Annotated in this window: 9 protein-coding genes, 2 tRNA genes and 3 rRNA genes; 6 read left to right on the top strand and 8 right to left on the bottom strand. The window is 54.8% G+C overall.

The genetic code is table 11. The annotated features are described in order from the left end of the window. Window positions 1-6 precede the first annotated feature (6 nt). The 6 genes from hmeg3_RS00295 to hmeg3_RS00270 all read left to right on the top strand — a co-directional run bounded on the left by hmeg3_RS00295 (window position 7) and on the right by hmeg3_RS00270 (window position 4662). Window positions 7-330, top strand: a complete 324-nt coding sequence (locus hmeg3_RS00295; RefSeq protein WP_094561944.1) for an urease subunit beta — start codon at window positions 7-9, stop codon at window positions 328-330. After that, window positions 330-2030, top strand: a complete 1701-nt coding sequence (gene ureC, locus hmeg3_RS00290; RefSeq protein WP_094561943.1) for an urease subunit alpha — start codon at window positions 330-332, stop codon at window positions 2028-2030. Before hmeg3_RS00295 ends, ureC begins: the two co-directional genes overlap by 1 nt. A 6-nt stretch (window positions 2031-2036) precedes the next feature. Beyond that, window positions 2037-2549 carry an urease accessory protein UreE gene (gene ureE / locus hmeg3_RS00285; RefSeq protein ID WP_094561942.1) on the top strand — a complete coding sequence of 171 codons (513 nt, stop codon included), beginning with the start codon at window positions 2037-2039 and terminating at the stop codon, window positions 2547-2549. A 15-nt stretch (window positions 2550-2564) separates the two neighbouring features. Next, on the top strand, window positions 2565-3245 hold the full coding sequence (locus hmeg3_RS00280; RefSeq protein WP_094561941.1) for an urease accessory protein UreF: 681 nt from the start codon (window positions 2565-2567) through the stop codon (window positions 3243-3245). An 85-nt stretch (window positions 3246-3330) separates the two neighbouring features. Further along, window positions 3331-3966 carry an urease accessory protein UreG gene (ureG, locus tag hmeg3_RS00275; protein ID WP_007881349.1) on the top strand — a complete coding sequence of 212 codons (636 nt, stop codon included), beginning with the start codon at window positions 3331-3333 and terminating at the stop codon, window positions 3964-3966. A gap of 81 nt (window positions 3967-4047) precedes the next feature. After that, window positions 4048-4662, top strand: a complete 615-nt coding sequence (locus tag hmeg3_RS00270) for a HupE/UreJ family protein (RefSeq protein WP_094561940.1) — start codon at window positions 4048-4050, stop codon at window positions 4660-4662. 761 nt (window positions 4663-5423) lie between these two features. Here the strand turns inward: hmeg3_RS00270 and rrf are convergent. The 8 genes from rrf to hmeg3_RS00230 all read right to left on the bottom strand — a co-directional run bounded on the left by rrf (window position 5424) and on the right by hmeg3_RS00230 (window position 13658). Next, window positions 5424-5536 (bottom strand): 5S ribosomal RNA (gene rrf / locus hmeg3_RS00265). Window positions 5537-5675: 139 nt separating this feature from the next. Next, window positions 5676-8549, bottom strand: a 23S ribosomal RNA gene (locus hmeg3_RS00260). A gap of 285 nt (window positions 8550-8834) precedes the next feature. Next, window positions 8835-8910: transfer RNA gene (locus hmeg3_RS00255), tRNA-Ala, on the bottom strand. 8 nt (window positions 8911-8918) lie between these two features. Then, window positions 8919-8995, bottom strand: a tRNA-Ile gene (locus hmeg3_RS00250). Window positions 8996-9110: 115 nt separating this feature from the next. Continuing rightward, window positions 9111-10643 (bottom strand): 16S ribosomal RNA (locus tag hmeg3_RS00245). The 16S, 23S and 5S rRNA genes sit together here with 2 tRNA genes alongside, the layout of an rRNA operon. A gap of 527 nt (window positions 10644-11170) precedes the next feature. Beyond that, entirely contained in the window at window positions 11171-11518 is a 348-nt protein-coding gene (locus tag hmeg3_RS00240; RefSeq protein ID WP_094561939.1) for a BON domain-containing protein, read from the bottom strand. 220 nt (window positions 11519-11738) lie between these two features. Beyond that, window positions 11739-13142, bottom strand: coding sequence for a sigma 54-interacting transcriptional regulator (locus hmeg3_RS00235; protein WP_094561938.1), 1404 nt, complete (start codon window positions 13140-13142; stop codon window positions 11739-11741). Further along, window positions 13143-13658, bottom strand: coding sequence for a hypothetical protein (locus tag hmeg3_RS00230; RefSeq protein WP_094561937.1), 516 nt, complete (start codon window positions 13656-13658; stop codon window positions 13143-13145). Window positions 13659-13664: the final 6 nt, after the last annotated feature.

Raw genomic sequence — 13664 nt, 5'->3', positions numbered from 1 at the left:
GTCGAGATGATTCCAGGAGAAATGCTGGTTGAGCCGGGCGACATCGAACTCAACGTCGGCCGCGCTACGGCGACAGTGACGGTAGCCAACAGCGGCGACCGTCCGATCCAGGTCGGATCGCACTTTCACTTTTTCGAAACCAATCCGGCGTTGAAATTTGACCGTCAGATTGGCTACGGCATGCGTCTGAACATCGCCGCCGGCACTGCGGTTCGCTTCGAACCAGGCCAGGAACGCACGGTGGAACTGGTGGCGCTGGCCGGCGACCGCAAGGTCTATGGTTTCAATGCCAAGGTGATGGGCGCACTCGACAAGAAGGGAAACAAATAATGGCCAAGATTTCACGTCAGGCTTATGCCGAGATGTTCGGCCCCACCGTCGGCGACCGTTTGCGTCTGGCCGACACGGAACTGTTCATCGAGGTCGAGAAGGATTTCACGACCTATGGTGAAGAAGTCAAGTTCGGTGGCGGCAAGGTGATCCGCGACGGCATGGGCCAGTCGCAGCGCAACTATAAAGACGTCATGGACACCGTCATCACCAACGCCGTGATCGTCGACCACTGGGGTATCGTCAAGGCGGACATCGGCATCAAGGGCGGCAAGATCGCGGGGATCGGCAAGGCCGGTAATCCGGACATCCAGCCCGATGTCACCATGGCCATCGGCGGCGCTACCGAGATCATCGCCGGCGAAGGCATGATCGTCACGGCAGGCGGTGTCGACACGCACATCCACTTCATCTGCCCACAGCAAATCGAAGAAGCGCTGATGAGCGGCGTCACCACCATGATCGGTGGCGGCACCGGCCCGGCAGTCGGCACGGCGGCAACGACCTGCACGCCGGGCCCGTGGCATATCCACTCGATGCTGTCGGCGGCAGATGCCTTCCCGATGAATCTGGGTTTCCTCGGCAAGGGCAACGTCAGTCTGCCGACGCCATTGGAAGAACAAGTCCACGCCGGCGCCATCGGCCTGAAGCTGCATGAAGACTGGGGCTCGACGCCGGCCGCGATCGACAACTGTCTGTCGGTGGCGGATCGCCTTGACGTGCAGGTGGCGATCCACAGCGACACGCTCAACGAAGGCGGCTTCCTCGAGCATACGCTCGCCGCCTTCAAGGATCGCACCATCCACACCTTCCACACCGAAGGCGCGGGTGGCGGTCACGCACCGGACATCATCGCAGCGGTCGGTGAGAGTAATGTGCTGCCATCCTCGACCAATCCGACGCGCCCTTATACCGTCAATACGCTGGACGAGCATCTGGACATGCTGATGGTTTGCCATCACCTGGATCCCGCCATTGCCGAAGACATTGCCTTTGCCGAATCGCGCATTCGCCGCGAGACGATTGCTGCGGAAGACATCCTGCATGACATCGGCGCGATCTCGATGATGTCTTCCGACTCGCAAGCCATGGGCCGCGTTGGCGAAGTAATCATGCGCACCTGGCAGACCGCGCACAAGATGAAGACGCAGCGCGGTTCGCTGGCGCAGGACCCGTCGCGCCACGACAATTTCCGCGTCAAACGCTATATCGCCAAGTACACGATCAACCCTGCGATCACGCATGGCATTTCGCATGTGGTCGGTTCGCTGGAGGTAGGCAAAGTTGCCGACATCGTGTTGTGGAAACCGGCCTTCTTCGGCGTCAAGCCGTCGATGATCTTGAAGAGCGGCATGATCGCTGCGGCGCAGATGGGCGATCCGAATGCCTCCATCCCGACGCCGCAACCGGTGCATTACCGCATGATGTTCGGCGCGTATGGCGGCGGTTTGAAGACATCGATGACGTTTGTGTCGCAGTCGGCATTCGACGCCGGCATCGGCGACATGCTCAAGCTGAACAAACCGGTCGTGCCGGTAAAAGGCATGCGCAATCTGCGCAAACGCGACATGATCCACAACGGCGCGACGCCGAAGATGGAAGTCGATTCCGAAACCTATGAAGTGCGGGCCGATGGTGAATTGCTGGTATGTGAGCCAGCCAAGGTACTGCCGCTGGCGCAACGTTATTTTCTGTTCTAAGAAATCATGCTGACCCTGAATACCAAAATTGAACACGCCGAGAAGATCGACGGCGAATTGCTGTTGCCTTACGACCAACGCGAAAAGAGCCGCCTGCGCGCAACCATGACTTCGGGCGAAGAAGTCGCCGTCTTCACCGTGCGCGGCACCGTGCTGCGTAACGGTGATCTGCTGCGCGGCGATGACGGCCGCGTGGTCAAGATCAATGCCGCCAAAGAAGCCACTTATCGCGTCGAGGCAAGTTCACCGCATCAATTGCTGCGTTGCGCTTTTCACCTCGGCAATCGTCATACCCAGGCGCAAGTCGGTGAAGGTTTCCTGCGTATCCGCAAGGATCCGGTATTGAAGGAAATGCTGGAAGGCCTGGGCGCGCTGGTGGCCGAGGAAGAAGCTGCCTTTGAGCCGGAGTCGGGTGCATACGGCGGCGGTCATCACCATCATGGCGACGATCATCATCACCCGCTGGCGCCGATTCCCGTACGTCAAAAGATTCATCGCCCTGGCGATAAGTCGATTTAGTGGGCAGAACGCACCATGCAAGCACAAGCCCTGCTTCATCTGCTCCAGCTGACCAGCCCGTCGTTGCCGATTGGGGCGTACAGCTATTCGCAGGGGCTGGAGGCGGCTATTGAAAACGGCAGCGTGAAGAACGAAGCAGGTGCGCGTGCGTGGATCGTCGATTCGCTGCATGAAGTTGTCGCCCGCTTCGAAGCGCCGATTTTGTGGCGCTTGTTGCAGGCTTTTACCGGACGCGATGCAGACGCAGTGGCATTGTGGAACGAACGCTTTATCGCCGCGCGCGATACCGCCGAGTTCCGCGCTGAAACGATACAGATGGGTTATTCACTGAGCAAACTGGCGATCGATCTGAAGATCGGTGATGAATCCTTGCTCGGTCTGCTGCAGGCGCAAGGCGAAGTGCCCTTGCCGACAGCATTGGCTTATGCCGCTGTGGCGTTGAATGTGCCCCATGACGCCGCCTTGCTGGGCATGCTGTTCGCGTGGGCCGAGAATCAGGTATTGGTCTGCGTGAAGTCAGTGCCGCTGGGGCAGGTTGCCGGGCAACGTTTATTGTTGTCGTTGCAACCGGAGTTGGAGGCCGCGGCGAAGACCGCGCAGGAATTGGCCGACGATGAACTGTCGAACTGGTCGCCTGGCTTGTCGCTGCTGTCGATGCAACATGAAGTGCAATACAGTCGCTTATACCGTTCGTGATGCTTCGGTCATGATGCAGTCCGCGAACGCATGACCATTTGAATGTATAGAATCCGTTTTTAACAGATATCACTCCGAGATAAACATGAGCAATCCATCCTCCCCCAATCCATTGCGCGTCGGCATCGGCGGCCCGGTCGGCTCCGGCAAGACGGCGCTGTGCGAAATGCTGTGCAAGCGCATGCGCGACCATTACGACATGGCGGTCATCACCAATGACATCTACACCAAGGAGGACATGGAGATCCTGCTGCGTGCCGATGCCTTGCCGGCCGAGCGCCTGATGGGTGTCGAAACCGGCGGCTGCCCGCATACGGCAATCCGTGAGGACGCATCAATCAATCTGGAAGCGATCGCGCGCATGAGCGCAGATTTCCCGGATCTGGACCTGATACTGGTAGAATCCGGCGGCGACAATCTGGCGGCGACGTTCAGCCCGGAACTGTCGGATCTGACGATTTACGTGATCGATGTTGCCGGCGGCGAGAAGATTCCGCGCAAAGGCGGCCCCGGCATCACGCGTTCTGATCTGCTGATCATCAACAAGACGGATCTGGCACCGTATGTCGGTGCCAATCTGGACATCATGGCGCAGGACGCCAAACGCATGCGCGGCGAACGCCCATTTGTGTTTACCAACCTGCGCAGCGGCGATGGTGTCGAGACGGTGATTGAATATATCCGCAAGCAAGGTTTGCTGGACGAAAAGAAGCAAGCTTGAAGCAGCAGGGTTGAGATTTACCCTATTCAGATAGCTAATTGCGCATGCGCATCCACCAAGATTTATACGAAGGAGAAAAACATGTTCCGACTTTCCACCAAGACTGCAATGCGCGCCGGTGCATTGACCATCGCTGCGCTGGCGGCAGGCAGCGCCTTTGCCCATCCGGGCCATCCTGATTCGCTGATGACGGTGTCGGGCAGCTTCAGCACCGGCTTCGCTCATCCGTTTTCCGGTATCGACCATTTGCTGGCCATGCTGGCAGTCGGTCTGTGGGCCGCACAGAACAAGCGTTCGGCGATGTGGGTGTTGCCGCTGGCGTTTCCACTGATGATGGTGGTTGGCGCGTTGCTGGCATTGGCAGGACTTCAATTTCCTGCGGCGGAAACCGGTATTGCGGCCTCCGTCGCTGTACTCGGTTTGTTGATCGCCTTCGCAGTGAAGATGCCGCTGTGGGCAAGCACCATGGTGGTGTCGCTGTTCGCGCTGTTCCATGGTTATGCGCATGGCAGCGAATTGCCGCATGGTTCGTCGGCTGCGATGTATGGTCTGGGTTTTGTGCTGGCAACGGCGTTGCTGCATGCAGCCGGACTGGGAATCGGCATGTTCGCCGGTAAACAGATGGCAGATAAGGTTGTACGTATCGGTGGTGTTGGTATTGCTGCTGTGGGTGCGTATCTGCTTGCAGGTGTGTAATGTATTGAAGCCTGATCACCGATGAGTTTCGGTGATCAAGTTGATGCAAAGCCGCGTTCCGACGCGGCTTTTTTATTGTCCGGACGGCGTGTGGTTTGTCTGTCCTGCTCAGCCTGGCCTGGCCATTGCCGGCGATGCTGGAATTACCTGGCGCGATGATGCCGCGAGCGCCATTAGTTGTTCATGGTGAAAGCGTTTAATGCGTGTGGCTTCGGACACTACTAATCACTGCTGTACTACCGTTTTACTGACATTGCGTTTAAGCATTCCGGTAGTTGTTGAAGCGTTCGGCTTAGAGCAGTCCGTTAAATTTGGTTGAGAGATGTTGCCAGATGAGGGACGGATAGTAGCGGATTGAAGCTGCGGCTTGTCGATGATGAGGCTGATACAGAATAAGGAGGCCTGAAGCGCGGCAGATAAATAGCAGGCAGATCAGTCTGCCATCAGAACGAGGACGTATCGATGAACCAGCATTTCCGTCGAGGAAGCCGTGTTGTGGAATTCAGGGATATTACGAGGGCTGGAGGATAAGCGCTGAAGATTGCGCGTTGAGTTGCGGAGGATATGCAGGGGAAATAGCAATGAAGTCCGCTGTATTCCTGGGATGAGGAGAATTGCAGGGTACGAAGAGTAATGGCGTGCGGTGTAGTGAAGCTAGGGTGGCGTTATTTGTTATTTGCCTGATCTGTGTTTTGCTAGCGCATAGCGTAGACAGCAAAAAGCCCCACACCTGATGGTATGGGGCTTAAGCTTAATTAATAGCCTGACGATGACCTACTTTCACACTGGTTGCAGCACTATCATCGGCGCGAAGTCGTTTCACGGTCCTGTTCGGGATGGGAAGGGGTGGTACCAACTTGCTATAGTCATCAGGCATAACTTGTAGTGTTGCTTGGGTCCAATTGGAACTAGGATGGCCAAACAACGCAATCTGGGAAGAAGTAAATATATTTTGGTGTGATGCACATTGGCAAACACATTTTAAACTCTAAAGCTATAACAGCTAATGTTATAGGGACAAGCCACACGGGCAATTAGTATCAGTTAGCTTAACGCATTACTGCGCTTCCACACCTGACCTATCAACGTCCTGGTCTCGAACGACCCTTTAGGGGAGTTAAACTCCCGGGAAGTCTCATCTCAAGGCGAGTTTCCCGCTTAGATGCTTTCAGCGGTTATCTCTTCCGAACTTAGCTACTCGGCAATGCCACTGGCGTGACAACCGATACACCAGAGGTTCGTCCACTCCGGTCCTCTCGTACTAGGAGCAGCCCCCTTCAAACTTCCAACGCCCACGGCAGATAGGGACCAAACTGTCTCACGACGTTTTAAACCCAGCTCACGTACCACTTTAAATGGCGAACAGCCATACCCTTGGGACCGGCTACAGCCCCAGGATGTGATGAGCCGACATCGAGGTGCCAAACTCCCCCGTCGATATGAACTCTTGGGAGGAATCAGCCTGTTATCCCCAGAGTACCTTTTATCCGTTGAGCGATGGCCCTTCCATACAGAACCACCGGATCACTATGTCCTACTTTCGTACCTGCTCGACTTGTCAGTCTCGCAGTTAAGCACGCTTATGCCATTGCACTATTAGCACGATGTCCGACCGTACCTAGCGTACCTTCGAACTCCTCCGTTACACTTTGGGAGGAGACCGCCCCAGTCAAACTGCCTACCATGCACTGTCCCCGATCCGGATAACGGACCAAGGTTAGAACCTCAAACAAACCAGGGTGGTATTTCAAGGATGGCTCCACAGAAACTGGCGTTCCTGCTTCAAAGCCTCCCACCTATCCTACACAGATTGGTTCAAAGTCCAATGCAAAGCTACAGTAAAGGTTCATGGGGTCTTTCCGTCTAGCCGCGGGTAGATTGCATCATCACAAACATTTCAACTTCGCTGAGTCTCGGGAGGAGACAGTGTGGCCATCGTTACGCCATTCGTGCAGGTCGGAACTTACCCGACAAGGAATTTCGCTACCTTAGGACCGTTATAGTTACGGCCGCCGTTTACTGGGACTTCAATCAAGAGCTTGCACCCCATCATTTAATCTTCCAGCACCGGGCAGGCGTCACACCCTATACGTCCACTTTCGTGTTTGCAGAGTGCTGTGTTTTTATTAAACAGTCGCAGCCACCTTTTTATTGCAACCCTTTCGTCCTTCAAGCGCAGGCCTGTCAAACTACTAGGGCGTACCTTATCCCGAAGTTACGGTACAAATTTGCCGAGTTCCTTCTCCCGAGTTCTCTCAAGCGCCTTAGAATACTCATCTCGCCCACCTGTGTCGGTTTGCGGTACGGTCTCGTTAGACTGAAGCTTAGAGGCTTTTCTTGGAACCACTTCCGATTGCTTCGCGAACAAGTTCGCTCGTCCCATACCCTTGAATTACGCTGCCGGATTTGCCTAACAGCCTTCTCTGATACAGAAACCGGGACATCCAACACCCGGACAACCTTCCGCGATCCGTCCCCCCATCGCATCTAACGACGGTGCAGGAATATTAACCTGCTTCCCATCAGCTACGCATCTCTGCCTCGCCTTAGGGGCCGACTCACCCTGCTCCGATGAACGTTGAACAGGAAACCTTGGGCTTACGGCGTGGAGGCTTTTCACCCCCATTATCGCTACTCATGTCAGCATTCGCACTTCTGATACCTCCAGCATCCTTTACAAGACACCTTCGCAGGCTTACAGAACGCTCTCCTACCATATCAATAAATTGATATCCGCAGCTTCGGTGACTGGCTTAGCCCCGTTACATCTTCCGCGCAGGACGACTCGATCAGTGAGCTATTACGCTTTCTTTAAAGGATGGCTGCTTCTAAGCCAACCTCCTGACTGTTTTAGCCTTCCCACTTCGTTTTCCACTTAGCCAATCTTTGGGACCTTAGCTGGCGGTCTGGGTTGTTTCCCTCTTGACGCCGGACGTTAGCACCCGACGTCTGTCTCCCAAGCTCGCACTCATCGGTATTCGGAGTTTGCAATGGGTTGGTAAGTCGCGATGACCCCCTAGCCATAACAGTGCTCTACCCCCGATGGTGATACTTGAGGCACTACCTAAATAGTTTTCGGAGAGAACCAGCTATTTCCAAGTTTGTTTAGCCTTTCACCCCTACCCACAGCTCATCCCCTAATTTTTCAACATTAGTGGGTTCGGTCCTCCAGTGCGTGTTACCGCACCTTCAACCTGGCCATGAGTAGATCACTTGGTTTCGGGTCTACACCCAGCGACTGAACGCCCTATTCGGACTCGATTTCTCTACGGCTTCCCTATTCGGTTAACCTTGCCACTGAATGTAAGTCGCTGACCCATTATACAAAAGGTACGCAGTCACCCCTTACGAGGCTCCTACTGTTTGTATGCACACGGTTTCAGGATCTATTTCACTCCCCTTCCGGGGTTCTTTTCGCCTTTCCCTCACGGTACTGGTTCACTATCGGTCGATTACGAGTATTTAGCCTTGGAGGATGGTCCCCCCATGTTCAGACAGGATTTCACGTGTCCCGCCCTACTTGTCGCAAGCTTAGTTCCACACTAATGATTTCGTGTAAGGGGCTATCACCCTCTATGGCCGGACTTTCCATTCCGTTCCACTATCAAAAATGCTAAATCTTGCAGGCTGGTCCCATTTCGCTCGCCACTACTTTGGGAATCTCGGTTGATTTCTTTTCCTGCAGCTACTTAGATGTTTCAGTTCGCCGCGTTCGCTTCACAGACCTATGTATTCAGTCAGTGATACCCTTGCGGGTGGGTTTCCCCATTCGGAAATCTGCGGATCAAAGCTTGTTTGCTAGCTCCCCGCAGCTTATCGCAAGCTACTACGTCCTTCATCGCCTGTAATCGCCAAGGCATCCACCATGTGCACTTATTCACTTGTCCCTATAACGTTAGCCTCTCTTCCGAGAGATCGTTATAGAGCTTTTTGAGTTTAGCGTTTGCCGTATTGCCAAAGTAAGTCTTCTAATTGCTAAGATCACTTCGTAATACTTTGATTGATACAATCACACCCATCAACTTCTCACACAAGGATCGAAATCCTGGCGCGCGTCGTTGACGAATACTTTACTTCTTCCAGATTGTTAAAGAACAAAAACAGCTATTGATCACTAAAAGACCAAACCTAAATCCACACGCGTTTTGCATGCGACTTAGGTTTGACGTTTCTGGTGGAGGTTGACGGGATCGAACCGACGACCCCCTGCTTGCAAAGCAGGTGCTCTCCCAGCTGAGCTAAACCCCCGAAACTTTTGGTGGGTCTGGTTGGGCTCGAACCAACGACCCCCGCGTTATCAACACGGTGCTCTAACCAGCTGAGCTACAGACCCGCTTGGATCAGTAATCAGAGCCAGCATGCAGGCATTGCCTGCGCCGCAACCGAATAACTGTTCTTCTTTACTAACAGACGATAAGTGTGGACGCTTAACTTCATGCGCACTCTAGAAAGGAGGTGATCCAGCCGCACCTTCCGATACGGCTACCTTGTTACGACTTCACCCCAGTCACGAACCCTGCCGTGGTAATCGCCCTCCTTGCGGTTAGGCTAACTACTTCTGGCAGAACCCGCTCCCATGGTGTGACGGGCGGTGTGTACAAGACCCGGGAACGTATTCACCGCGACATGCTGATCCGCGATTACTAGCGATTCCAACTTCATGTAGTCGAGTTGCAGACTACAATCCGGACTACGATACACTTTCTGGGATTAGCTCCCCCTCGCGGGTTGGCGGCCCTCTGTATGTACCATTGTATGACGTGTGAAGCCCTACCCATAAGGGCCATGAGGACTTGACGTCATCCCCACCTTCCTCCGGTTTGTCACCGGCAGTCTCATTAGAGTGCCCTTTCGTAGCAACTAATGACAAGGGTTGCGCTCGTTGCGGGACTTAACCCAACATCTCACGACACGAGCTGACGACAGCCATGCAGCACCTGTGTTACGGTTCTCTTTCGAGCACATCCAAATCTCTTCGGACTTCCGTACATGTCAAGGGTAGGTAAGGTTTTTCGCGTTGCATCGAATTAATCCACATCATCCACCGCTTGTGCGGGTCCCCGTCAATTCCTTTGAGTTTTAATCTTGCGACCGTACTCCCCAGGCGGTCTACTTCACGCGTTAGCTGCGTTACCAAGTCAATTAAGACCCGACAACTAGTAGACATCGTTTAGGGCGTGGACTACCAGGGTATCTAATCCTGTTTGCTCCCCACGCTTTCGTGCATGAGCGTCAGTGTTATCCCAGGGGGCTGCCTTCGCCATCGGTATTCCTCCACATATCTACGCATTTCACTGCTACACGTGGAATTCTACCCCCCTCTGACACACTCTAGCCGTGCAGTCACAAATGCAATTCCCAGGTTGAGCCCGGGGATTTCACATCTGTCTTGCACAACCGCCTGCGCACGCTTTACGCCCAGTAATTCCGATTAACGCTTGCACCCTACGTATTACCGCGGCTGCTGGCACGTAGTTAGCCGGTGCTTATTCTTCAGGTACCGTCATTAGGCAAGGATATTAGCCTCACCCGTTTCTTCCCTGACAAAAGAGCTTTACAACCCGAAGGCCTTCTTCACTCACGCGGCATTGCTGGATCAGGCTTGCGCCCATTGTCCAAAATTCCCCACTGCTGCCTCCCGTAGGAGTCTGGACCGTGTCTCAGTTCCAGTGTGGCTGGTCGTCCTCTCAGACCAGCTACTGATCGTCGCCTTGGTGAGCCTTTACCTCACCAACTAGCTAATCAGATATCGGCCGCTCCACGAGCATGAGGTCTTGCGATCCCCCACTTTCATCCTTAGATCGTATGCGGTATTAGCTAATCTTTCGACTAGTTATCCCCCACTCTAGGGCACGTTCCGATATATTACTCACCCGTTCGCCACTCGCCACCAGGAGCAAGCTCCCGTGCTGCCGTTCGACTTGCATGTGTAAGGCATGCCGCCAGCGTTCAATCTGAGCCAGGATCAAACTCTTCAGTTCAATCTCTGTTTTGCCATTTCTGGCTGATTCTTGCGAATCGGTCACTCACTCAAAATACTGACAGATAATTTCTTACCTATATTTCTTTGTGAGCGTTTAAATATTTAAAGTTTCCAGACCCGAAAGTCTGTCGCACTTCATTAAACGCCCACGCTTATCGACTGTTAATTTTTAAAGAACCTTTACTGCTTCGCCGCAGTATCAACTACCGCTTGCGTCGCCAACAAATCGTTTTGTTTGTCAGCAGCAGATCCCCACCTAGCTCGCTGCGTCTTGCTTTTTGCTGCGTCGCTTCGTCAGCGGGGAGGCGAACTATAGCAAAGGTTTTCAGATCCGTGCAACTATTTTTGCCAAATTATTTAAACTTTTTACGCGACCTTGCCGCAAACCCGCACCAACCCTGAATTTCGGCCGTAAAAAAATTTTTAAACTTTAAATGCATTCAGCCCACCCCTGGCGGGGCGGGCTGAGTTTTTGTTTCAATGCAGCAATCAATTCATCCTAAGCGCTGCAACAAATCGCTCAAATTAGCTTGCCTTGACGGTCAGTGCGCTCTTCACGTCCTTCACGCCATCGATGGCAGCGGCAACTTGCAAGGCATGTTGACCGGCTTCGGCATTAGGTACGGTACCCGCCAGGGTCACAATACCCTTCTTGGTAGTGACCTTGATCTTCAGGGCCGACACTTGGCTATCCTCCACAAAGGCGGCCTTCACCTTTGCAGTAATGACGGAGTCGTCGACATAGGCGCCGGCTTTTTGCGCGGCAGGCGGCGAAGAAGTCTCAGATGCATCCGCGGCGTAGACAACAGGGGCGGCAACAGCGGTCAGGAAAGCGGCGGTAACCAGCGTCGAGATCGTTTTGGTGGTTTGCATGATGATGTCCTTATAGTGAGAAAAGAAAGACAACGCTTTAAGCGCTACCTGTCCCCTCTTTCGCAAAGGCCATGCCAGATCAGAAAATCTCAATGAATTCAGTGACTTATAAAAATTCGTCACTACCGATCGGCAATAAACCGGCCAAAATCGCTGATTTTCGTCGCCTGAGAGCGACACCATCCGGCTCGCATCAACTAAGTCACTGATTTTTAAAGGCTTATTCTTGTCGCTCTGCGGCGACACCCTCGTCATCTCCGCGGAAAACACTGGGATCGAGCCCGTTTTTCTGTAGCAGACGATAGAACTCGGTCCGGTTTCTATCTGCCAGGCGGGCAGCATCGGTGACGTTGCCGTCAGTCAATTTCAGGAGCTGAATCAGATAGTCCCGCTCAAAACGCTGCTTGGCGTCGGCATAGCGCAATACTTCCAGCGCCGGCACACGCAGGGCGCGTTGCACCAGCGCCGCCGAGATCAAGGGCGCCGTCGACAATGCGCATACTTGCTCAACCACGTTATATAGCTGCCGCACATTGCCGGGCCAGGAAGCCATCATCAGCACTTCCAGCGCATCGGGGGCAAAGCCATTGAGTTTCTTCTGATACTTTGCAGCAATCAACTGTAGAAAATGATTGGCCAGCAAAGCGATATCTTCCCGGCGCTCAGCCAATACCGGCAGCACCAGCGTCACGACATTCAGACGGTAATAGAGATCTTCGCGAAACGAACCATCCGCCATGGCGACATCCAGATCGCGATGCGTCGCCGACAGTATCCGCACATCCACCGGCACGGCGTCGTTGGCGCCGACCTGGCGCACCGTGCGTTCTTGCAGGACGCGCAGCAACTTTACCTGCAGCGGCAGCGGCATGTCGCCGATCTCGTCGAGAAACAAAGTGCCGCCATTCGCCGCCTGGAACAAACCCTTGCGATGCTCCACCGCACCGGTGAACGCGCCTTTGACGTGGCCGAACAGTTCCGACTCCAGCAACTGCTCCGGAATCGCCGCGCAATTGACCGCGATGAACGGCGCCTTGGCGCGGCGACTGGCGCGATGGATGGCGCGTGCCAGTAGTTCCTTGCCGGTGCCGCTTTCACCCCGGATCAAAATGCTGGCGTCTGACACGGCCACCAGGCGCGCTTCCGACAAGACCTCCGCCATACGCGGGCTGCGGCTGATCAGTTCTTCGCGCCAGGCGTCGTCGCCGCCCCCTGCTGCATCACCCGCAACCTCGTCGCACGCAGTCAGGCTCAGCGCCTGCGCAATCTTGGCGAGCAGAATCTTGGCGTCGTAAGGTTTGGTGAGATAGGCAAACGCACCGCGTGTGGTGGCATCGACCGCGTCGGGAATAGTGCCGTGCGCCGTCAGCAGGATCACCGGCAAGGCGGGATACTGCGCGCGGATTTCATCAAACAGCGCCAGACCGTCCTTGCCCGGCAAGCGGATATCGCTGATCACCAGCGCCGGCAGCTCAATCGCCATTTGCCCCTGCGCCGCTTCGGCGCTGCCCACCGCCGTCACCCGATAGCCATTGGCCGTCAGGCGCAACGACAACAGCCGCAGCAGATCAGGATCGTCATCGACCAGCAGCAAATGGCGCGGGCTGCTCACGGACTTGTCCATCTATTTGGGTTGACCCGGCAAGGTGCGCTCAATGTTCTTGAGCGCTTCCAGCTTTTCATTCAGCTGGTCCATGCGGCGCTGGCTTTCTTTGGCCTGCTGCCCCGCCTTTTCGGCGTTGTCGCTCAAGCGGCGCATCTCTGCATAGTTGCTCACCAGCAGTTGTGCCAGCGGCTTCAAGGCCACCGCGTCGGAATCCGTAGCGTTCAATACCGCGCCCAGCTGCACCTGCGCGCGCGCCAGATCGTTGGCGTCATGCGTCAGGCCGAGCACCATGGCCTTTTGCATCGCCAGCATGGCGCCGCCCTGACGCGCATTGAGCGCCTGCAATTCGCGGCCCAGCTCCTGCTGCGACAAGCGACGCAAAGTCTGGTGATAAATCAGCAAATCGTCCATGCCGCCCACCGTCGTGACCAGTTTGACGGTCGTGGTCGGCGCTTCCGGAGGCGGTGGCGTCGCACACGCCGCCAGCAGCACGCTCAGTAGACTCAGAAGTAAGGGAAGTATTTTTGTTTTCATGGAAGT

This window comes from Herbaspirillum sp. meg3 (genome assembly GCF_002257565.1).
In the GTDB taxonomy this organism is placed as follows: Bacteria; Pseudomonadota; Gammaproteobacteria; order Burkholderiales; family Burkholderiaceae_D; genus Herbaspirillum.
The sequence above is the reverse complement of the archived record's forward strand: the minus strand, read 5'-3'. Positions and strand labels throughout refer to the sequence as shown.